Origin of the sequence: Gillisia sp. JM1 (genome assembly GCF_000424645.1) — a bacterium.
Lineage (GTDB): Bacteria > Bacteroidota > Bacteroidia > Flavobacteriales > Flavobacteriaceae > Gillisia.
Genome location: NZ_AUKH01000007.1, coordinates 308079 through 331625, shown reverse-complemented (window position 1 = coordinate 331625; position 23547 = coordinate 308079). Strand labels below are relative to the sequence as shown.

Annotated in this window: 18 protein-coding genes; 9 read left to right on the top strand and 9 right to left on the bottom strand. The window is 36.4% G+C overall.

Annotated elements, in window-relative coordinates:
* Positions 1 to 170 precede the first annotated feature (170 nt).
* The 3 genes from H033_RS0101490 to hemB form a co-directional block, all read right to left on the bottom strand.
* Positions 171 to 659, bottom strand: a complete 489-nt coding sequence (locus H033_RS0101490; RefSeq protein WP_231367526.1) for a hypothetical protein — start codon at positions 657 to 659, stop codon at positions 171 to 173.
* Between the two features lie 187 nt (positions 660 to 846).
* Entirely contained in the window at positions 847 to 1203 is a 357-nt protein-coding gene (locus tag H033_RS0101485) for a hypothetical protein (protein WP_026836747.1), read from the bottom strand.
* A 60-nt stretch (positions 1204 to 1263) separates the two neighbouring features.
* Positions 1264 to 2238, bottom strand: coding sequence for a porphobilinogen synthase (gene hemB / locus H033_RS0101480; RefSeq protein WP_026836746.1), 975 nt, complete (start codon positions 2236 to 2238; stop codon positions 1264 to 1266).
* Between the two features lie 230 nt (positions 2239 to 2468).
* Here hemB and H033_RS0101475 point away from each other — a divergent pair, with 230 nt between their 5' ends.
* Together H033_RS0101475 and H033_RS0101470 are read left to right on the top strand one after the other, a co-directional pair.
* The gene (locus H033_RS0101475) at positions 2469 to 3344 is read left to right on the top strand and encodes an ABC transporter ATP-binding protein (RefSeq protein WP_026836745.1); all 876 of its coding nucleotides are present in this window, start codon (positions 2469 to 2471) and stop codon (positions 3342 to 3344) included.
* Positions 3345 to 3346: 2 nt separating this feature from the next.
* Positions 3347 to 6952: an ABC transporter permease/M1 family aminopeptidase gene (locus H033_RS0101470; RefSeq protein WP_026836744.1), complete on the top strand. Its 3606-nt coding sequence runs from the start codon at positions 3347 to 3349 to the stop codon at positions 6950 to 6952.
* 664 nt (positions 6953 to 7616) lie between these two features.
* Here H033_RS0101470 and hemF read toward each other — a convergent pair.
* Genes hemF through hemA form a run of 6 tightly spaced genes read right to left on the bottom strand, consistent with a single transcriptional unit; the run spans position 7617 to position 12782 of the window.
* Entirely contained in the window at positions 7617 to 8519 is a 903-nt protein-coding gene (hemF, locus tag H033_RS0101465) for an oxygen-dependent coproporphyrinogen oxidase (protein WP_026836743.1), read from the bottom strand.
* A 6-nt stretch (positions 8520 to 8525) separates the two neighbouring features.
* Positions 8526 to 8921: a hypothetical protein gene (locus H033_RS0101460; protein WP_026836742.1), complete on the bottom strand. Its 396-nt coding sequence runs from the start codon at positions 8919 to 8921 to the stop codon at positions 8526 to 8528.
* 6 nt (positions 8922 to 8927) lie between these two features.
* Positions 8928 to 9953, bottom strand: a complete 1026-nt coding sequence (gene hemE, locus H033_RS0101455; RefSeq protein WP_026836741.1) for a uroporphyrinogen decarboxylase — start codon at positions 9951 to 9953, stop codon at positions 8928 to 8930.
* A complete protein-coding gene (locus H033_RS21730; protein WP_026836740.1) occupies positions 9950 to 10612 on the bottom strand; it encodes a uroporphyrinogen-III synthase in 663 nt (220 codons plus the stop codon). Before H033_RS21730 ends, hemE begins: the two co-directional genes overlap by 4 nt.
* A 5-nt stretch (positions 10613 to 10617) precedes the next feature.
* Positions 10618 to 11529: a hydroxymethylbilane synthase gene (gene hemC, locus H033_RS21725; RefSeq protein WP_026836739.1), complete on the bottom strand. Its 912-nt coding sequence runs from the start codon at positions 11527 to 11529 to the stop codon at positions 10618 to 10620.
* Complete coding sequence (hemA, locus tag H033_RS0101440) at positions 11529 to 12782, bottom strand: glutamyl-tRNA reductase (protein ID WP_026836738.1); 1254 nt, start codon at positions 12780 to 12782, stop codon at positions 11529 to 11531. Before hemA ends, hemC begins: the two co-directional genes overlap by 1 nt.
* Before the next feature lie 199 nt (positions 12783 to 12981).
* Between hemA and H033_RS0101435 the strand changes: the two genes are divergently transcribed.
* The 7 genes from H033_RS0101435 (at position 12982) to H033_RS0101395 (ending at position 23407) form a co-directional block, all read left to right on the top strand.
* Positions 12982 to 13887, top strand: a complete 906-nt coding sequence (locus H033_RS0101435; protein ID WP_026836737.1) for an AraC family transcriptional regulator — start codon at positions 12982 to 12984, stop codon at positions 13885 to 13887.
* Between the two features lie 112 nt (positions 13888 to 13999).
* Positions 14000 to 15034: a ferrochelatase gene (gene hemH, locus H033_RS0101425; RefSeq protein ID WP_026836736.1), complete on the top strand. Its 1035-nt coding sequence runs from the start codon at positions 14000 to 14002 to the stop codon at positions 15032 to 15034.
* Positions 15034 to 16398, top strand: a complete 1365-nt coding sequence (locus H033_RS0101420; protein ID WP_026836735.1) for an MATE family efflux transporter — start codon at positions 15034 to 15036, stop codon at positions 16396 to 16398. The genes hemH and H033_RS0101420 overlap by 1 nt, the downstream gene beginning before the upstream one ends.
* A gap of 192 nt (positions 16399 to 16590) precedes the next feature.
* On the top strand, positions 16591 to 19719 hold the full coding sequence (locus tag H033_RS0101410) for a WD40/YVTN/BNR-like repeat-containing protein (RefSeq protein WP_026836734.1): 3129 nt from the start codon (positions 16591 to 16593) through the stop codon (positions 19717 to 19719).
* 5 nt (positions 19720 to 19724) lie between these two features.
* Entirely contained in the window at positions 19725 to 20273 is a 549-nt protein-coding gene (locus H033_RS0101405; protein ID WP_026836733.1) for a CopD family protein, read from the top strand.
* A 47-nt stretch (positions 20274 to 20320) separates the two neighbouring features.
* Complete coding sequence (locus tag H033_RS0101400; RefSeq protein ID WP_026836732.1) at positions 20321 to 21784, top strand: ATP-binding protein; 1464 nt, start codon at positions 20321 to 20323, stop codon at positions 21782 to 21784.
* 231 nt (positions 21785 to 22015) lie between these two features.
* Positions 22016 to 23407, top strand: coding sequence for an IS4 family transposase (locus tag H033_RS0101395; RefSeq protein ID WP_026836731.1), 1392 nt, complete (start codon positions 22016 to 22018; stop codon positions 23405 to 23407).
* The last annotated feature ends 140 nt before the right edge of the window (positions 23408 to 23547 follow it).

Sequence of the window (23547 nt, the reverse complement as noted above, 5' to 3'; positions counted from 1 at the left end):
TTCCTTCCTATAGCGAATGGGACATACTTCATGGGATTACTCTGAGTTCTTGATTTAAATAAGCTGTTACCGGCAAGAACCACCGATAACAGCTTATAAATTGCTCTTTCTTTAAATCATTCCGTCTACCTGCTAAGGATGAGCATCCGGAATCGAATCCACCGATGGGATTAAGCGGAAAGATTGGATTTAATGAGTTTATCCCATTTATTTGCCATGAATAATTGTGCATCGGCATCTAAACTATCGTTGTCATCTTCATCATAAAAAATTACTTCTTTTACTTTCTCTTTAGAATTATTCTTCAGTAATTCCAATCCAATATGTGTTAAGGCAAGTTTATTCTTATTTCCTATTTTTTGTTGATGTCCAGATTTGGCAACAACACTCTGTCCTACATTTTTAAGATCTATCACTTCATATTTAGTATGGTCTGATGGATCTATTATCAAGAATTTTTTAGCGTTACTGTCCAAGCCAAGTAACAAGGAATTAGTTATTTCAATCTGATCCAACTTCATGTTGTTTTCAGTTGCAAGGCTGTGTAATCTTTTCTTTACTATTTTTTCTTTTGATGAGTGGCGTACGATCATATAGATTATAGGTCCAACAAATAAAGCCAATAAGGCGATGCCCATGATAGCTGATGAATTTTCCATTTTAATTTAATTTTAAGTAGTGTTCTAGAAAACATCTTTCTTGTAAATGGCTATAAAGCTTGCACTCAAAAAAGGGGTTTTCATTAATTGTTTTGTTTAATATTTTTCTGAAGAGTTGAAAACAAGAACAGATAGATCTCAAGTAATTATAAAGACCAAATTTTCGAGAATTCAACTAGAAAAAACCTTACCAAAAAAACTGAAATGGAAAAATATGTTGTGAGAGTAGATGCTTAAGATCTGGGTTATGTAACCACAGATTATAAGTATAAGTATGGCTAAGAGATTCAGAAGAATCAAAGGAATTTATACCAATCCCGCCTGAATTGAAATAGTCTTGGTTTGAGGCTATTTCTATAACTACGGAAACCGAGGCTTCTTCAGTAAAGATAGCCTTGGTGTTCTGTTGTATTTTTAAGGTGTAAGAATTCCTGGAATTTAGATCCAGAGTTTCTGAAGGGAATGAAAATGCCGAACTGCTAACTACATTAAATAACGTAAGTAGCAATAATGAGATACTAAATGGTAGCTTCTTGATTTTCACCTAACAAATGTACATTAAAAGTGAATTCGCAATAAAAAAATTAAACTAAATTTCAACCAATTAAGAAATTAATTTTACGGCATCTTTTGCAAAATAGCTTGCTATCATATTGGCTCCTGCACGTTTAATTGCAGTTAATTGCTCCATCATCACAGCATCATGATCTAACCAGCCTTTTTCTGAAGCAGCTTTTATCATAGCATACTCTCCACTAACCTGATACACTGCTACTGGAACTGTCACTGCATTTTTAATTTCACGAACAATATCCAAATAACACAGTCCTGGTTTCACCATTACGATATCTGCACCCTCTTCAATATCCATCAAGGTTTCACGAATAGCTTCTTCCCTGTTTGCCGGATCCATCTGATAGGTTTTTTTGTCTCCAAATCCTGGAGCAGAATCTAGTGCATCGCGAAAAGGCCCGTAAAATGCAGAAGCATATTTTGCAGAGTAGCTCATAATTCCCGTGTCATGAAAACCTTCATCTTCCAATAATGTTCTAATTTCGAAGATCCTTCCATCCATCATATCGCTGGGCGCAACAAAATCGGCACCTGCTATGGCGTGCGAAAGTGACATTTCAGCTAAAATTGCGGTGGTGTCATCATTCAATATTTTTCCATCGGCAACTACTCCATCATGACCAAAAGAAGAATAAGGATCTAAAGCGATATCTGTCATTACCAACATTTCAGGAACGGCATTTTTCACAGTTTTAATCGCTCGTTGCATTAAACCCTCAGCATTTAAAGCTTCGGTTCCTGCATTATCTTTTAAACTGTCCGGCACCTTTACAAATAGCAACACCGATTTAAGTCCCAGTTTCCAAAGCTCTTTCACTTCCTTTTCCAACAAATCCAAACTGAATCTATAATAGTTAGGCATAGATGCGATCTCTTCCTTCACACCCTTCCCTTCAACTACAAATAATGGCACTAAAAAATCGTTTGGAGAGATTATATTTTCTCTAACCAATGATCTAATAGTTTCGTTGGTTCTAAGTCTTCTATTTCTTCTTAATGGATACATAGGAATTCACTTTTTGTTAATCAACTCAAGGTAGTAACGAATTTATGGCAACTAGTTACTTTCAAAATCTACGGCAAACTAATTCGCATTTGCAAATATAAAGCATGCTTAAGAATTTTTGGGTATATAGCTATCGGGATTATATTTTAGAATATTTGGTTAAAATTGTAACGTAACTGCTTATTAGTTACTAATAGGTTTAAAGATAAAACCCAGCTAAACTACCAACTATGCTTTCCATTAAAAACTTGAATAAAACGTATCCTAACGGAACAAAGGCACTTAACAATGTTAATTTAGAAATAGATAAGGGAATGTTTGGCTTATTAGGCCCAAATGGCGCCGGTAAATCTACTTTAATGCGAACAATCGCCACATTGCAACTTAGTGATACTGGTAGTATTGAATTTGATGGGATAGATGTTTTTAGTGAGCCAGAAGAACTTCGGAAAGTATTGGGGTACTTGCCTCAAGATTTCGGAGTGTACCCAAAAGTTTCAGCAGAAATGATGTTGAATCATATCGCAAAAATCAAAGGAATTCATAATAAGTCCGATAGAACTGCTTATGTAGCAGATCTATTGAATAAGGTGAATCTATATAAATTCAGAAAAAGAAATTTAGGGGATTATTCGGGAGGAATGCGTCAAAGGTTCGGAATTGCACAAGCCTTGATTGGAAATCCGAAATTGATAATTGTAGATGAGCCTACAGCAGGATTAGATCCTATGGAGCGTAATCGTTTCCATAATTTATTGAGTGAGTTAGGGGAAGATGCAGTAGTTATTTTATCTACCCATATTGTAGACGATGTTGTTAATTTATGTACCAATATGGCAGTTTTCAATGAAGGTTCTGTAGTGGTTCAAGGACATCCTCTGGAATTGACAAATTCGCTGAATGGGCGGATTTTCAGAAAGAAAATAGATAAAGAAGAATTAGAAAAATATCAGGAAGAATACAGTGTGTTATCTGCTTATTTAAGAAGTGGTCAATTAAACGTAAATGTTTATAGTGAATCACAGCCTGGAGACGGTTTCGAAGTAGTTAATAATACTCTGGAAGACTTTTATTTCTACAGTATCAACCAACCTCAAACTGTATAATCATGAAAGAGATCTACTTATTTGAGCTAAAATATAGAATGCGCAGACCCGCAACCTATATCTACATATTTATAGCTTTTCTTATTCCACTATTAATCGCGGTATTTGAAAAATCGAACACGGCACAATTCACAAACAGTCCGAATGCCATTATGGGTGTTTTGGGAGGTATGAGTGTGCTATATCTTTTCTTTTACGCGGCAATAATGGGAGTTGCTGTTTATAGGGACGAAGAGCATAGAACAGCCCAAACCTATTTTACATTTCCTGTTTCAGAAAAGAATTATATTCTGGGTAGATTCTGGGGAAGTTTTACAATAGTTACATTTATGAATATTGCAGCAGTTTTAGGTGCAATGTGCGGATTTGCAATTGGAATATTTTTAGATAGGCCAGATTATGGAATCTATACATCTTTCAACTTTGCCTCCTATTTTTATCCATTTGTCTACTTGTTAACCTTTAATGCATTCTTTATTGGAAGTTTATTCTTTGGATTAATGACGTTTTTTAAACGTATGCCTATTTTATATCTGGGTGGGATCATGATCTTTATTCTTACCATAGTTTCCTCAAGACTTTTGGCAAACTTAGATACCGAATGGTTAAGTGTTTATGTAGATCCTTTTGGAGCTGAAGCACAAAATTTTATAGATAAATATTGGTCTGTACACGAACTTAATACTACACAACTCTCTCTTTCTGGTAAGTTTTTAATCAACAGGATAATTTGGTTAGGATTAGCTATTGGTATTTTTGTATTCACCTTATTTCGCTTTTCCTACAAAGGCTTTTTGTCTTCAAAAAAGAAGCAAAACACAAAAGAAGATAAAGAAGAATATAAAGCGGGTCATGCACTTGCAAAAGTGGTTCAGGTATTTAACAGCAAAGCAAGAAGAGAAAATTTATGGTCTCTAAGTAAAATAGAATTTCTTTCAATTGTAAAGGAAACGGTTTTCATTATTTTAATGGTAATCGGTATTGTGATCGCTGGTTTTGTAGCCTATCAATCCAATCAAATATATGGAACACCCTCGATGCCGCTAACCAGATATATGGTCGCTCAGATCGCTGGTGGAATTTCATTGTTCTCTGTGATAATTCTCATCATTTATGCAGGAGAAGCAGTTCATAGAACCAGACAAAATAAAACTTTTGAGTTTTACGATGCCCTTCCAGTTAGCAATAACACCTTATACCTTTCTAAAATAATTTCACTCATTGGAGTTGCAGTAGTACTAACTGTAATTAGTATAGTGGTTGGAATTATATATCAAACCTTTAATGGTTATTTCGATTACGAACTGGGGATGTATTTCACATATAATTTTGTCAAGATATTCCCATCTTTTATCATGACGTTGTTATTGGCATTTTTCATTCATGTATTGGTGAACAATAAGTTTTTAGGACATTTTATAGTGATAGTTATTTATATTGGCTTACCATTACTGTTAACTCTTGCCTTTAAAACCTCGAACCCATTAGTGATCTTTGGGGGAACTCCAGGAGGATTCTTAAGCGACCTTAATGGATTTGGACATTACTTAGTTGGAGAGTTCTGGTTGAATGCCTATTGGATCTTACTTACTTGCATATTAGCAGTTATTGGAAAGCTCTTTTGGAACCGAGGCTTTTTCTCGTCAGGAAAGGAGCGTTTACTATTAGCAAAACAGCGATTTACAGGAAGGACCATCGCGTACACCTTAGTGTTTTTATTTGCTTTTGCTTCAGTTGGGGCTTATAGCTACTACAACCTGAAAGTTTTAAATCATTTAGAAGACGGGAATTATGGCGAAAAAGTAAATGCAGATGCTGAAAAGAAATATGGTAAATACATAGGCAAACCTCATATTCAAGTGACCGATCTCAAAGCATTTATAGACATTTTTCCTGAAGACAGAAGGATAGAGGCTAAAGGCGAATTCAAAGTGGTTAATAACTTTGATGTGGCCCTAGACACGCTTTTAATGGAAGTGAAATTCCCTATAGCAGATACCAGAATTACAAAAGTAGTTTACAATGATGTAGAGCTGAAACCATTTTTGAAGGATACAGTGTACCGCCTTTTTATGTACAAATTACCACGGCCTTTACAACCAAAAGATTCGGCATCGCTAGTAATTGAAACCAAAGCAATCACCAAAGGATTTTCTGCAGATCCCGAAACAGCAGTTTTAGGCAATGGAACCTTCTTTAGAGATGCCATTTTCCCATCCTTTCATTACGATCGCGTTTTAAGCGATAACGGAGTTCGTATAAAACACGGCTTGGAAAAACTGGATTTTCTGTATCCTCCGAGAACCGATAGTATTGCACTTAAAAAGAACCTTTTTAATGAGGATGCAAATTATATGACTTTTGAAGCAACCATAAGTACTTCAAAAGGGCAAACAGCTATTGCACCGGGCGTGCTTACTAAAAAATGGGAGGAAAATGACCGCAGTTATTTTAATTATAAATTAGAGGGGAAAACCGATTATTTTTTCAGTTTTGTTTCCGCAGAATATGAGGTTAAGAAGGATTTTTGGATCGCTCCTAGTGGTAAAAAAGTAGATATTGAGATCTATCATTCGCCAAAACATAAGAGGAATTTAGAATACTTTATTAAGGGAATTAAAATCTCATTAGATTATAACTCCAAAAACTTTTTGGAATACCCTTATTCTGTGATTAGGATCATTGAATTTCCAGCACATTCTAATTTTGCTCAGTCCTTTGCTACCACCATTCCTTATTCTGAAAACTTTGGATTCGTGGCAGATTTCTCTAAAGCCGAAGATTATAATTATGCGTTTAGGATTACTTCTCATGAAGTAGCTCACCAGTGGTGGGGGCATATTGTAACTCCTAGTAAAACCTCTGGAGCTAATATTATTTCCGAAACTTTAGCTGAGTATGTTTCACTTATGACCATGAAAAAGGAATATGGCGAAAATGGTATTAAATCATTTTTAAAGAATTCTCTGGATACCTACTTATCTAGTAGGCAATTCAGTTTTAAACCAGAACGATCCTTAATTAATGTTGAAACCGGACAATATATCTGGTATGAGAAAGGCTCTATGATCATGTACGATTTACAGGATGTTATGGGAGAGGATAAAGTAAATGCTGGACTTCGTAGTTTTTTAGAAGAATTCAAATATAACGAAAAAGGCTATTATGCTACTTCAGAAGATTTGTATAGAGCTTTATACAAAGTAACCCCAGATTCCCTTAAATATAAAGTAGATGATGGCTTTAAGGAAATAGTGCTTTATGAAAATAGGGTTATCGATGCCAAGACCAAAGAATTGAAATCCGGCAAATGGGAAACCACATTTACCGTGAATTCTAAAAAGATCTATTATGATGATGCAGGAAGAGAACGTGAAATAGACTCCAAAAAGAACCTGGTGGATATTGGCTTGTTTGGTGAAGATGTGGTAAATGATGAACAAGTAACAATTAAAAACCCATTTTATTTTGAATTGAAATGGTTAGAACCAGGAGACAATAAATTCACAATTATTACAAATAAAAAACCAGTAAAAGCAGGAATAGATCCATATAATAAATTGATAGATAGAAATTCAGATGATAATTTGAAATCTATTGAAGAATAGGGATAAAAAATAAATTTTATGTGATTCTGAAAACACGTTCAAGATGACAGTACGATTGTTATTTTGAACGCAGTGAAGAATCTCATAGGAGTACTATCATCGTATTATAAAAGAGAACCTTCCTTCGTCAGGATGACAAGTAGAGACTCTAATGTCACATTGAGCCTGTCGAAATGTGAATATTAACAAAATTTTGGTGTTACGACAATAATAGTTTAACTCAGAGTTTCAATTATTTTGTTGACTTACAGTTATGAGATTTTGAAACACATTCAAGATGACAACACATTTGTCATTCTGAACACAGTGAAGAATCTCAAAGGAAGCATGATCATCGTATTATAAAGAGATCCTTCCTTCGTCAGGATGACAAGTAGATGTTCTAATGTCATTTGCGAAGTGAAGAATCATTGCATGTAAAAATTAGGTTTCGACTTCGCTCAACCTGACATTCTCATAAATAACACATAATTGAATATGAAACTATCTGGCCTTTAAAACTTAAATTAGAATAATTCTTTAAAGCCTTTCAAGTTTCACTTTTTAAAGTGAAATTGGAAGGCTTTTTTGATTTAAATAATGAAGGCTATATTTAGATTTGCCCTGATCTTGAGAAAATATTTGCTCCCTTCCCCTAGGGAAGGGCTGGGGATGGGATGTTAGCCTATACCCAATCTTTAGGATGTGCTAGCACCTCTAAAAGTCGCTCTTCTTCACTTCCAGATTCTGGATGATGATCGTATACCCATTGCACATGTGGCGGTAAACTCATTAAAATGCTTTCTATCCTGCCGTTGGTCTTTAAGCCGAACAAAGTACCCTTATCATGTACTAAATTGAATTCTACATAGCGGCCACGTCTTATCTCCTGCCAATCACTTTGTTCTTTAGAATATGGGAGTTCTTTTCTTTTTTCAACAATTGGAATATAAGATGCTAAAAAGCTATTTCCCACTTCGGTAACAAAATTGAACCAATCTTCCATGCTCATCTTTTCTGAAGCTTTACAATAATCGAAGAATAAACCTCCAATTCCTCGGGCTTCATCCCTATGTGAATTCCAGAAATATTCGTCACATTTCTGCTTGTATTCAGTATAAAAATCTGGATGATGTGCATCGCAGGCCTTTTTGCAGATCTCATGGAAATGTTTTGCATCTTCATCAAATAAATAATAAGGTGTAAGATCTTGCCCGCCACCAAACCAACTGTCTATAAGGGTTCCGCTCTTATCGTACATTTCAAAATAACGCCAGTTTGCATGAACTGTAGGCACCATCGGACTTTTTGGATGAAGGACTAAACTTAATCCACAGGCGAAAAAATCTACTTCTCCCACCTTAAAATATTGTTGCATTGCAGGAGGAAGTGGGCCATGCACCTGAGAGATATTCACTCCGCCTTTCTCGAAAACCCCGCCATTTTCTATAACTCGTGTTCTTCCGCCACCACCTTCTGGGCGATTCCAAAGATCTTCTTTAAACTTTGTACCACCATCTACTTCTTCCAATTTGGAAGTAATGGAGTCTTGTAGTTGCTCTATATATTGGAGGAATCTATTTTTCATGCGAATCTATACTAATGCTTTTGCTTGATTTAATTTCTGAATTAAACTAAACGAAAATGTTTTACTCTCTATTTGTGCTGTTTCGTAAACGGCTATCGTGCTTTTCGCCAAGTGCGATTCATGATCTACATCTTCTAAAGGAATTAACTTTAAAAGAAGATCTCCAAATTGTTCGTAATTTGAAAAGTCAAAGTTCAATTGTTTCAATTTGATCAACAATTCTTCAGAAGACCAAGCTTGAAGATCTGAAATTCTAAAACCTAGCTCTTCAAATAAGAGTCCATTAACCTTTGATCGTTGTTCACTATAATAAAATTCAGGAACAAATTCCAAGGCGATCAATTTGCCAATAAGCTCATTGATCTTTTGGTTCTCTTCGTCTTTTAGACCTTTGTTAAGCATTATGAATTATTTCGAATATTCTTTAACCGCATCTACAAAAGCACGGGCATTCTCTACTGGAATATCTGGTAAAATTCCGTGACCTAGATTTACAATATACCTGTCTTTTCCGAATTCATCGATCATTTGATGAACCATTTTTCTGATCTCTGCAGGTGGCGAATATAATCTTGTAGGATCAAGATTCCCTTGAAGTGTGATCTTTCCTCCAGTTAAATAACGTGCATTTCTTGCAGAACAAGTCCAATCTATTCCTAATGCCGAAGCTCCAGATTTAGACATTTCATCTAATGCAAACCAACATCCTTTTCCAAATGCGATCACAGGCACTTCATCTTTTAAAGCATTTATAATTTGTTGCATATATTGCCATGAAAAGATTTGATAATCTGTTGGTGACAACATTCCTCCCCAAGAATCAAAGATCTGCACCGCATCTACCCCAGCAGCAACTTTCGCTTTTAGATAAGCAATGGTAGTGTCGGTTATTTTTTGAAGCAAAATATGTGCGGCAACAGGATTTGTGAAACAAAATTTCTTTGCGATATCAAAATTCTTGGAACCTTGGCCTTGTACAGTGTAGCATAAAATAGTCCACGGAGAACCCGCAAAACCTATCAACGGCACCTCATCATTCAGCGCTTGCTTGGTCATTTTAATGGCATCCATCACATAACCTAACTCTTCATGTACATTTGGTACAATTACTTTCTCAACATCTTTGCTGGTACGCACAGGGTTTGGCAACCAAGGCCCAACGCTGGGCTTCATTTCTACCTCAATATTCATAGCTTGAGGAATCACAAGAATATCACTAAATAAAATAGCTGCATCTGGACCTACTTGATTTATAGGCATTACAGTGATCTCTGTTGCTAACTCCGGAGTTCTACAACGGGTGAAGAAATCATATTTTTCTTTTAATTTCATGAAATCTGGTAAATATCTTCCTGCCTGGCGCATCATCCAAACTGGTGGCCTATCTACGGTCTCTCCTTTTAGTGCTCTTAAAAATAAATCGTTCTTGATCATTTCTTATATTTTTTAACCGCCTGTACGATCACATTTTCAATACTAGGCTTATTTGCTATAATTATATTTTGAGTATGTTTTTTAGCTTCGGCGGCAGTGGTTTCCCCAATACAAAAAGCGGTACTCGAATTTAAGTCATTTTTCTTGCAATAGCTTTGAACGCCACTTGGGCTGAAAAACAGTACGCCTTCAAAATTTCTATTGAATTTTTTAGGATTCAGAGTAGTGGTATATACTTCTAATTCCTGAATAGAGATATTCTGTTTTTTTAGAAGGTCGGGTAATTCCTCTCTCCGCTTAGATCCGCAGAGATAAAGAAATTGTTTTTCATTGAATTCATTCACTATCATATGAGCTAATTCTTCAGCAGAATTTGCTGAAGCGACTACAGAATATCCATTTTTTTCTATCTCAAGCTTGGTCTTATCACCAACACAATAAATATTAAGTTCCCGGGTTTGAAACTCTGGATATTGAGTAAAGAAACCTTTTACTCCATTTTGACTCGTAAAAATGAGGTTTCTGGGAATTGGTGCATCTAATGAAGAGTTATCAAAACCAATGTTAATCGCATCATATTCCACAAGGCCAATTCCGGAATTCAGAATCAATTGTTTCTGATTTTCAGCAAGGATCTTTGTGGAAAGTAAGGTAGCCATATTAGTTAGTTTAAGGCTTCTTTAATTCCTTCCATCAACACTCTTCCTCCATTATTTAGCACTTTTAAGGCGCATTCTTTTCCGAAATTAGGTGCGTCTTCAATAGCGATCCTTCTTTCTATAGAAACTTGTTTTTTTCCATCTAAACTGAATAAGGCTGCTTTAAATGAGATCTCATTTCCTTCAATAGTTGCTAAAGCTCCAATTGGAGCGGTACATCCACCTTCCAAAATCTTTAAGAATTCACGTTCCATATGCACACAAATTTCAGATTCTCTATGATTCAAGGCTTTTAAAACCTCTCTAGTTTCTGTATCATTTTCCATAGCAACTACAAGCATGGCGCCTTGAGCTGGAGCTGGAATCATCCAGTCCAGATCTAAAGAGTTCTCTGGGGTTAAATTGATGCGTTCTAGTCCGGCAGCGGCAAATATGGCGCCGTCCCAGTTGTTGTCTTCCAATTTTTTTAATCTGGTATTTACATTTCCGCGAAGATCTACAGAGCTATGGGTTGGATATTTGTTTAACCATTGTGCTTTCCTTCTCAAACTTCCGGTGGCAATAGTTCCTTCAGAATTCAAAAAATCTAGGCCTTTATGGATAAGTATGTCTTTTGAATTTGCTCTTTTTAAAACAGCGGCTTCCACAATTCCTTTTGGTAATGCAGTCGGCACATCTTTCATAGAGTGAACAGCAATATCAATTTTCCCGGTTAACATGGCAACATCCAGTGTTTTGGTGAAAATACCTGTAATCCCCATTTCATATAAAGGCTGATCAAGGTTTAGATCGCCGGTAGATTTTACAGGAAGTAATTCTGTTTTGTGCCCTAGTTTCTCAAGTGCGGCTTGTACGTTCTTTGCCTGCCACAGTGCTAATTCACTATCGCGGGTACCAATTCTAATAACTTTGCTCATTAAATGGAATCTTCTAGCTGAAAGACTTTTTGGATAAGTTCCAAACTTTCATCTGAGGTGTTAGTATCATCTTTAAGGTGATTGGCAAAATGATTCATTATTTTTTGAATAATTCTATTGCTTACTATTTCTGCTTGCTCACTATTGAAGTCTACTAATTTCTTGCTCTGGAAATCCAGTTCTGCATCTTTCATCGTTTTCAACTTCTTCTTTAAGGCTTTAATGGTAGGTGCAAATTTTCGCATTTCTAACCATTTATTGAAATCTCCTTCTACTTCCTTAATGATCTCTTGTGCCTGCGGAATAAATTCTTTTCTTCTTTCCAGAGTAGTATCTGTCATTTGTGAAAGTTGGTCTAAATGGACCACGGTTACATTTTCCATTCCAATAACATCGTCTGCTACATTTTTAGGAATTGAAAGATCTAAGATCAATAATTTCTTTTTCGCGTAGATCAATTCCTTAGAGATGGTAGGGTTTTGAGCTCCGGTAGCCACAATTAAAATATCTGTTTGGCGAATCTCAGATTGAAGATCGGCGTAATCTTTTACTTGTAAATTGAACTTTCCGGCAATTTTTTCGGCCTTATTCTTGGTTCTGTTGATTAAGGTGATGTGACTGTTTTTGGAATGTTTCACCAAATTTTCACAGGTATCCCTACCTATTTTTCCTGTTCCGAATAAAAGAATATTTTTATCGGTAACATTTTCAACTTCATTTAAAATATATTGAACCGAAGCAAAACTCACTGAAGTAGCACCGCTAGACAATTGTGTTTCGTTCTTTATTCGCTTGCTTGCTTGAATAACAGAATTTATCAGACGCTCCATAAAAGGATTAGCAACACCAATCTTTTTTGAAGCTATAAAAGCGAGTTTTAACTGACTTATAATTTCGAAATCCCCTAGTATCTGGCTATCTAAACCGGTTCCCACTTTAAACATATGAGAAATGGCGTCTCTGTTTTTATAAACAAAAGCCACTTTTTCGAACTCCTCCACAGTGCCGTGAGTATGTTGGCAAAGCAATTTGATTAATTGATATGGGTGCTGTGCAAATCCATACAATTCAGTACGGTTACAGGTAGAAGTAACGATGAGACCATCTATTCCTTCTATCTTGGCTTGTTGCAGTAAGTTTGATTTTCCTTCTTCCGTAAGGCTGAAATGTCCTCTAATATCGGCATCGGCTTTTTTATAGCTTAATCCAATTGTATAAAAGTGTTTCCCGCGAGAGATATGATAATTTTCCATGAACCTAATTAGGTATTCGATGGCAAAGGTATATGATAGCTTATTTAAAAAGTAACGCTCAAAGTACTAAATATGTCGCTTGATGGGATTTATAGTTAGATGTATCGCTAATTGATGCAAATACGCTAAATTTGTAGTGATTACAAATACTATAGAATATTTAGTTTAGACTGATTCTAAATAAAAACCGAAATTTCTTATGATTTCAGAAGAAAAAAATATCGCTGAAGGGTTCGTAGATGAAACCAAAATTGAAGATGGTTTCTATATTTTAAAGTTCCAAAATGAAAAAAATCAACCACAAAGAATTAGCAGAGAAATAGACAGTACCTACATCCAGTTTCATTTTTGTGTGAAAGGAGACGGGAAATTTCTATTTAATAATAGCAGCTACGAGTTGCCATTAAAAGAGGAATATTCTTTGCTTCTATATAATCCGCAACGGGACTTGCCTTTAAATTTAGATCTACATCCAAAGTCTTGGGTAATCTCTTTGGTGATCTCTATTAAGAAATTTCACTCTATGTTTTCTCAGGAAGCCAGTTATATTCCTTTTTTGAGTGAAGAGAACAGCGACAAGAAATATTATAAAGATGGCGATATTACTCCCTCTATGGCTATTGTTCTCAATCAGTTAATGAACTTCAATTTAATGCCATCTATAAAATCGCTATATTTTAAAGCCAAGGCCTATGAGTTGTTAAGTCTTTATTTTAATAGAACAGGGGATAAAAGTGTAGAGCAATGTCCTTTCTTGGTAGACGAGGAGAATGTGATGAAGATTAGAAGAGCAAAGGATATTGTGATAGCTCATATGGCAGAACCACCTTCGCTTCAGGAGCTCTCTACAGAGATCGGATTAAGTTTAAAAAAACTAAAAGAAGGCTTCAAACAGATCTATGGTGATTCTGTTTATAGTTTCCTGTTTGATTATAAGATGGAATATGCCAGAAAATTATTGGATTCTGGAGAATTCAATGTGAATGAAGTTGGTTTAAAAGTTGGCTATAGCACATCAAGTCATTTTATTGCGGCCTTTAAAAAGAAATTTGGAACCACTCCTAAAAAGTATGTGATGTCTTTAGTGCTCCCAAACAATTCTTAATGTATTGATTTTTCTAATGATCACATTTATCAAAACAACCAAACAATTGGTTGCATAATATTTTATAATCGTAATTTTATTTTTTTCAAAAAATTGCTGAAAACGAAGAAACATGAGTAAAGGCGTACTTCTAGTAAATTTGGGATCTCCAGATAGCACCGATCCAAAAGACGTAAAAAAATATTTAGGGGAATTTTTGATGGACGAACGTGTAATAGACGTTCCTTTATGGGCAAGAACCTTGCTTGTAAAAGGAATTGTTTTAAATACCCGTCCTAAACAATCTGCTGCTGCGTATCAAAAAATCTGGTGGGACGAAGGTTCACCGCTAATTGTACTATCTGAAAGATTAAAAGATAAGATAGATGAAAACACCTCTGTTCCTATTGTTCTGGCAATGCGTTACGGTACGCCAAATATGAAATCCGGGCTTCAGGAATTACATGATCAAGGTGTAGATGAGGTTTTAATATTTCCTTTATATCCTCAATTTGCAATGGCTACCACGGAAACTATCTTGGTGCTGGCAGAAGAATTAAGGAAAGAGTTTTTCCCGAATATGCAGTTTACATCTGTTCCATCATTTTACAATCATCCAGATTACGTAAGGGTTCTTGCAAATAGCGTTCAAGAAAAATTGAAAGATGTAGAATATCAACATATCTTATTTTCTTACCATGGAATTCCAGAAAGACATATCCGTAAAAGCGATATCACAAAATCTCATTGCCAGATAGATGGAAGCTGCTGCAAAACAGCCTCTCCGGCACACCAATTTTGTTATAGACATCAATGTTTTGAAACCACAAGATTAGTTGCAGAATATCTTCAGCTAAAAGAAAATACTTATAGTGTTTCTTTTCAATCTAGATTAGGTTTCGATCCATGGTTGCAACCGTATACGGATAGAACTATAGAAAGATTTGGAAAACAAGGCATGAAAAATTTAGCCATTGTTACGCCAGCTTTTGTAAGTGACTGTTTAGAAACATTGGAAGAGATTGCTATGGAAGGAGAGGAGATCTTTCACGAAGTTGGAGGCGAAAAATTTACCGTTGTTCCTTGTTTGAATACTCGAGAAGATTGGGTAAAAGTACTTTCCAGATGGGTAGATGAATGGGCATTTTCCAATCCTGTGGAAGCATAATGGCCCATATAAATTCAGCGGCTTTAGGCAAGGATCCTATTTGGAGACTTCTAATAAAACAGGCATTACCTGCATCCATCGGGATCTTGGTAATGTCTTTGAATATTCTAGTCGATACCATTTTTGTTGGAAACTGGATCGGGTCTATAGCAATTGCTGCCATAAATGTTGTTTTACCCGTTTCTTTCTTTATTGCCGCGCTAGGGATGGCAATCGGGATTGGAGGTTCTTCTATTATCTCCCGAGCTTTGGGAGCAGGCAACAGTTCTAAAGCTTTGAAGACCTTTGGGAATCAGATAAGCCTTACTTTAATTTTAAGTGTTGCTTTAGTCCTAGTTGGGCTAACTTTTATAGATTCTATTATCCCAGCTTTTGGGGGGAAAGGAGATATTTTTGAACCTGCCAAGATCTATTATACCGTTGTTCTTTATGGAGTGCCTTTTTTAGCGCTTTGTATGATGGGGAACAATGTGATAAGAGCTGAAGGGAAACCAAAATTTGCAATGATCGCTATGATCATTCCTTCCGTTACAAACCTTATACTAGATTATATTCTAATAAACCTATTAGATATGGGTATGTTGGGAGCAGCCGTTGCTACCAGTGTTTCTTATTTTTTCTGCTTTTCTTATGTGGTCTGGTTCTTTCTATCTAAGAATTCAGAATTAAAAATAAATTGGTCACATTTTGGTTTCGATCTACCCGTACTTTCAGAAATCTCCTCTTTAGGATTTGTAACCTTAGCAAGACAAGCCGTAGTGAGCATTACCTATCTTTTAATGAACAATATCCTCTTCGAATTAGGAGGAGAAGATTCGGTTACCGTTTATGCAATTATTGGAAGAATGCTCATGTTCGCACTTTTCCCAGTTTTAGGAGTCACTCAGGGATTTCTGCCAATTGCGGGTTACAACTTTGGAGCGGGAAATTGGGGTCGAGTTAGAGAAAGCATCAATACCGCTATTCTATATTCTTCAGTATTAGGTTTATTGGTGTTTGCAGGGATCATGACCTTTTCAGAAGATATTGTTCGCATATTTACAGACAATCCAAATGTGGTTCGGGATACTCCGAATGCCATGCGTTGGGTATTTGCGGCTACTCCAATTATTGCTTTACAGCTTATTGGCTCGGCATATTTTCAGGCTATAGGAAAAGCCATTCCGGCATTATTGCTTACTCTTTCCAGACAAGGTTTTTTCTTTATTCCGTTGGTTTTGATCTTGCCAATGTATTATGGAGAGATAGGAGTTTGGATCTCATTTCCATTGGCCGATGTCCTTTCCACAATTGTTACCGCCTATTTTTTGAACAGAGAGATCAGGTTGCGTTTAAAGCCCTCGCTTTCTGAAAAGGTTACCTAGAAATTGGTATATTTAATCCCTCATTGAGGGTTTAATTTCCCGAGGCCTGCCCGAAAAGAATTTCATTCAGGCGGGCTTGCCTCGAATTTTTAAAAGTATGATCCTCCCGAACCATCGGGACAAACTCGTGGGCTTGCCCCGAGGTTCTTGATTTTTCTAATACATCAGCCATCTTATTCAAAAATTTTTTAAATGAAAGCAACGATACTTAAACTTTTTCTTCTCTTTTTTTTCTTCGGAATTTATACTGAAACCAATGCACAGCGAAATAAAAAATCGGCTGACACAGAAATAGATCAAGAAGCCTATGCTGCTTTAAAATATAGATTGATCGGCCCGTTCAGAGGTGGAAGATCTGCAGCAGTTACGGGAGTTCCCGGGGAACCGAATTTATTCTATTTTGGGTCTACCGGAGGTGGAATTTGGCGTTCTACAGATGGCGGAAGAACATGGGAGAATATTTCAGATGGTTTTTTTGGAGGAAGTATAGGAGCAATAAGTGTTGCAAATAGTGATCATAATATAATCTTTGCTGGAGGTGGTGAAAAAACTTTGAGAGGAAACGTATCCTCTGGTTCGGGAGTTTGGAAATCTGTAGATGCAGGAAAAACCTGGGAATCTAAAGGTTTAGAAAAAAGCAGACATATCCCAAGGATCTCTATTCATCCTACCAATCCAGAGATCGTTTACGCAGCGGTATTGGGGAATATATATAAACCAACTGAAGAACGTGGTGTTTATAAGAGTATAGATGGAGGAGCCACTTGGAAAAAGACACTTTTCGTAAATGATCAGGCGGGAGCAGTAGATCTTATTATGGATCCTAATAACCCCAGAATTTTATATGCTTCAACCTGGAGAGTGCAACGAACTCCTTATAGTTTGAGTAGTGGAGGTGAAGGGTCAGCCCTCTGGAAAAGTACCGATAGCGGAGAGACTTGGAAAGAAATTTCTAAAAATAAGGGCTTCCCTCATGACACTTTGGGAATTATGGGAATTACAGTTTCTCCGGTGAATTCCAACAGAGTTTGGGCAATTGTTGAAAATAAAGATAAAGGAGGAGTTTATAGAAGTGAAGATGCTGGTGAAACCTGGAAGAATATAAATAGCAATCGCGAATTAAGACAACGTGCCTGGTACTATACGAGAATTTATGCTGACCCGAAAGATGAGGATGTGGTGTATGTTGTAAATGTATCTTATCATAAATCTAAAGATGGTGGGGAGAATTTCACTTCAGCAAGAGCGCCACATGGAGATCATCATGATATGTGGATAGCGCCAGAAAACCCAGATAGAATAATAATGGGTGACGATGGAGGTGCGCAGGTAACTTACGATGGAGGGGAGACCTGGAGTACCTATCACAATCAGCCAACAGGACAATTCTACAGACTTACTACAGACAATCATTTTCCTTATAGGATTTACGCGGCACAACAGGATAATTCAACTATTAGAATAGATCATAGAAGTACCGAATATTCTATTTCTGAAGAGAATTGGGAATCTACAGCGGGAGGAGAATCGGCACATATTGCGGTAGATCCAGAGAACGATGAAATTGTTTATGGAGGAAGCTATGGTGGATTTTTAACTCGAGTAAATCACGAAAAGAATACACAACGTGCAATTAATGTTTGGCCTGATAACCCAATGGGACATGGAGCCGAGGATATGAAATATAGATTTCAATGGAACTTTCCAATTATCTTCTCTAAGCATGATCCTAATAAATTATATACTTTTTCTAATCATGTTCATGTAACTACAAATGAAGGTCAATCTTGGGAAACCATAAGTGGAGATCTTACGAGGAACGATTCAACTAAATTGGGCTCTAGTGGTGGTCCAATTACACAAGATAATACTGGAGTAGAATATTATGCTACTATTTTTGCTGCTGAAGAATCTTCCATAAAAGAAGGATTGATCTGGGTAGGAAGTGATGATGGATTGGTGCATGTAACTCAGGACGGTGCAAAGAATTGGGAAAATGTAACTCCTAAAGATCTCCCTAAGTGGGCACAAGTAAATTCATTAGAAACCAGTGATCATGAAGTGGGAACAGCTTATATAGCAGCAACCAGTTATAAATCTGGAGATTTTGCACCTTACCTTTATAAAACTACTGATTTTGGTGAAAGTTGGACCAAAATAACTAATGGTATTAATGTCGAACATTTTACAAGAGTGATTCGTGAGGATCCAACCAACAAGAATATATTATATGCAGGAACTGAAGAGGGAATATATATATCTTTTGATCAAGGTGCTAACTGGAAAGCGTTTCAGTTGAATTTGCCGATCGTTCCTATTACAGATCTAGCAATAAAAGAGGACAATCTAATTGTAGCAACTCAGGGTAGAAGTATTTGGATCTTGGATGATCTTAGTGTATTGCACCAATATAAAGACGCTTCAACTAATAAAAAAGGACAGTTTTTATATCAGCCTAAGCCAACCTATAGAATTGGTGGGGGGAGCGGAAGCAATTCTAAGACCGAGGGAACCAATCATTCAAATGGTGTAGTAACCTATTTCAATATTGAAGAACTAGATGAAAAGAAGGACACTATTTATCTTACCTATTTCAATCAGGCTAATGACACTTTAAAATCCTTCGGAAACCAATCTAAAGAGGATAAATTAAAAGTAGAGAAAGGCTCAAATATGTTTGTTTGGGACATGTATCAAAAGGGAGCAGAAAAACTGGATAGAATGATTCTTTGGTGGGCAGATCTTGAAGGGCCAAGAATTCTACCAGGAGAATATTCGGTAGAATTGAATGTGAACGGTGAGAAACAGCGCAAGTCTTTTACTGTACTGGCAAACCCAAATTCTGAAACAGATGCTGCAGGACTTCAGGATCAATACGATTTCATTAGTGATGTAAATGCTACTGTAGATGAAGCACATAAATCTATCAAAAAGATAAGAAAGATAAATGCGCAATTAAATTCATTTCAAACACAATACAAGGGCAAGGCTGAGGTAAAGGATTTGGTTGGAAAAGCTAAAGAAATGGAAGATCGCTTTAGTGAGATCGAGAAAGCTTTATATCAAACTCAAAATAAAAGTGGTCAAGACCCTTTAAATTTCCCGATTAAGTTAACTAACAAATTGGCACATTTAAATTCGTTAGTTGGAATGGGAGATTTTCCACCAACAGATCAAGATATCGCCGTTAAAAACGAATTAACTTCAGAAATAAAAAAGGAATTAAGTGCTTTCAATTCGTTGATAGACAAAGAAATGGAAGATTTCAACAGGCAATTCAATACGAAGAATCTTAATTATTTATTTTTGGACGCTCAATAAGATCAATGGAATATTACAATTACATTAAATCCCTTCATTTAATATTTATAATTACCTGGTTTGCGGGCTTGTTCTACATTCCGCGACTTTTTGTATATCATATTGAGGCCGCAGCCAGGCAGGAACCCGAACGTTCCATCTTAACAACCCAGTTAAAACTTATGACCAAACGGCTTTGGTATATTATTACTTGGCCTTCAGCAATTTTAGCTAGTATCTTCGCTTTTTGGATGCTTTATTTGATGCCAGCCTGGGTAGAGCAGGATTGGATGCAAGTAAAACTGGGATTTGTCGTGCTGTTATATGCCTATCACTTCAAATCTCATCTAATATTTAAAGAGATGCAGCACGATGTTATAAAATGGACTTCCAACCAGATGCGCTTATGGAATGAGGGGGCTACTTTGATCTTATTTTCGGTGATCTTTTTGGTGATCGTTCGAGATGCGATTAATTGGATCTATGGAGTTCTTGGTATATTTCTGTTGGCAGCTATGTTGATGCTTGGTATAAAAATATACAAGCGAATTCGTTCTAAGAGCCCAGATGCTTAACATGGTGTGATAATTGATTATTTGAGAATAACTACGCAAAATACTTTATGAAGCTTTTAAAATTATCTTTAAGAAACCGAATTTTCATCTCTATGATGTTATTGGTTTTAGGAGCTTCCATACTTATTGCCGGGGTAACTGTTTTTCAATATAAACAGGAATCTGAAGCTTATCACCGGGAACGTCTTGAGCGAAAAGAACAGGCAATTCGGGAGAATATAAAATTTGTATTAGAAGGAACTACTCATCTGGTAAATACAGAGAATATGCCTGTGATCCTTCAGCAGAACAACAAAATTTATGAGATCTCACAAGTGCACGATATGCAGCTTAATGTGTATGATCTTAACGGGAAACTACTTATAAAATCTAACGAATCATTCTTTAGGGATACTACCAATGTGCAAATCTCGAAGCATATTATTAAGGAATTGGAAAATTCCCAAAATAAAAGATATCTAAATCGGTCTCAGGTGAATGAGCAGAAATTTCAGTCTTCTTATACGTATATCACAGACAATAAATTTAAGCCGTTGGCAATCTTATTTCTTCCATATTTACAAGATGACGATCTGCTTCAGAAAGATCTGAACGATTTTTTAATGAAATTAGGTGAGGTTTACCTCTTTATGTTCCTTATTGCGATCTTGATGTCTTATTTTCTATCTAAATACATCACTAAATCACTTAAAATAGTGTCACAAAAGATCATTGAGACACGTTTAGACAAACGCCTTCAGAAAATACAAATAGAAAATGCTTCTGAAGAGATTTATGCGCTAGTCTCAGCTTATAATAGTATGATAGATGAGTTGGAGGAGAGTGCCGTTAAACTTGCTACAGGAGAGAGGGAACAAGCTTGGCGGGAAATGGCAAAACAGGTGGCACATGAAATTAAAAATCCGTTAACACCAATGCGCTTAACCGTGCAAAGTTTTCAAAGAAAATTTGATCCTGAAGATCCAAATGTACATCAAAAAGTAGATGAATATACCAATACACTTATCCATCAAATAGACACCATGAGTGCGATAGCTTCTGCTTTTTCCAATTTCGCAAAGATGCCCGCACAACAAAACGAGATCCTGAATGTATCAAAAATCGTTAAATTGGCGCTGGATATTTTCAATGAAAATTACATCGTTTTTCATTCAGAAAAAGAAGAGATTCTAGCGAAATTTGATCGGACTCAGTTGATTAGGGTGGTTACTAATCTGGTTAAAAATGCCACGCAAGCCTTGCAGGAAGTAGAGAATCCAAAAATTTTGGTGGAGGTGTCTGAAGATGATACAATGGTTATTATCCAGGTATCAGATAATGGGATAGGAGTTTCAAAAGAAGATAAAGAAAAAGTCTTTGAGCCAAAATTCACCACTAAATCTAGCGGAATGGGTCTAGGCCTGGCGATGGTTAAAAATATAGTAGAAACTTATCAAGGTGAGATCACTTTTATTTCAGAGAAAGATAAAGGCACTATCTTTACCGTAAAGTTTCCAAAGCAGGCTTCTTAAAATGTTCAAGTTTCGTTTTTATTTAAAGTTCTGAGGATACAATTTTTTTGTCCCCTGAGGTCATTAATAAAAAGATTTATCTAGCGTGGGAAATTGACGTATGAAAGATGCTGAAACAAGTTAAGCATGACGGAAGTTATAACCAGTATCGTCACCCTGTCCCGATACTTCCTATCGTGTGGACACAATTTTTTAATATTTTAGCTGACTAATAATAGTTTTGCTAATAAAATGAAAAGGGGATTCACAGGCCTAGAGGATAAACGTTTAGTTTACAGAGGCAATAAGATTTTATCGGATCTATTCAGTAAGAGCGTCCATTCAATCCGTCAGATTAGCAGGAATGAATCAGAGGCAAAAGCGGTTTACCGTTTTTTGCAGAACGACAGGGTCAGTGAAAAAGATATTATAGAAAACCTGATTCATAATTGCCGCACGGCATGTGCCGGCAGATTCGTTGTCTGTATCCAAGATACCACAGAAATCAACTTAAGCAGCCATGGTAAAAGAATCAACAAAGATAGCTTTGTGGGTACTACCAATGCAAAGGGCTCCCAAGGATTGGGATTCTTTATTCATCCAAGTTTGGTCTTGGATGCCGTGACTGGTACCCCCTACGGCTATTCTGATATTAAAGTTTGGAACAGGCCCTTAGAGTTCAAATCAAAGCATGAAAGACAGTACGGTAAACTGCCCATAGAAGAAAAAGAATCCTATAAATGGATAGAGGTGTCCAAAAACACACAGGCCTCACTACGTGATGTGGTAGAGGGAATGGTGATCGTACAAGATAGAGAAGGGGATATTTACGAACAGTTTGCAATCATACCAGATGCACAAACAGATCTGTTGATAAGAGCCCGAGTGGATAGAACATTGGCAGATAGGTCAAAATTATTCAGTTGCCTGGAAGATCAACCCTGCCAAGGGTTTTATGAGGTACAGGTGGATGCCTGTGCAAAGACCAAAAAAAAAAGGACGGCAAAAATTGAAATCAGATATAAAGAGGTGGAACTCAAAAGAACCAGCGCAACGAGCAAAGGAGTGGCATCCAGCATAAAACTATATCTGATAGAGGCCAAAGAGGCGGACTATACTGGCCCCGATAAAATATGCTGGAGGCTATTGACAACCTTGCCTATACAGACAATAGAAATGGCAGAAATGTGCGTGGAATCGTATAAGTGGAGATGGACGATAGAAGAGGTGTTCAAAATATTAAAAAAAGAGGGTTACAATGTTGAGGCTTCAGAGCTGGAGTATGGGTCATCGGTAAGAAAACTAAGCTTATTGATAATGGAGGTCGTCATCAAACTGTTCCTAATGCGTCTAGCGTATGCAGAACCAGAAAGAGAGATGAGCGCCGATAGCTGTTTTACAGAAGAAGAGCAAGAGTTTTTAGAGCACCAAATAAAAAGTCTGGAAGGTAAAACAGAGAAACAAAAAAACCACTATAAGAAAAAAGAGCTAAAAAGATATGTTTGGGCGATAGCTAGACTTGGTGGTTGGAAAGGGTATGAAAGCAAAAGACATCCAGGTATAACAACCCTATGGATAGGATTGAAATATTTTAAAGCCGCAATGAAAGGGTGGACCATTCATAAAGATATGTCCACACGATAGGATACTTCGGGAGTTTCAGGGTCTCTTATACCGAGTATTCTGGAAAAGAATTCAAAGTTAACGAAGTTGAAAGATTTAAGGAACATTCAGTTTGCGATCGATGTGACATTTAAAATCATTAATATTATAAAATTATCGGT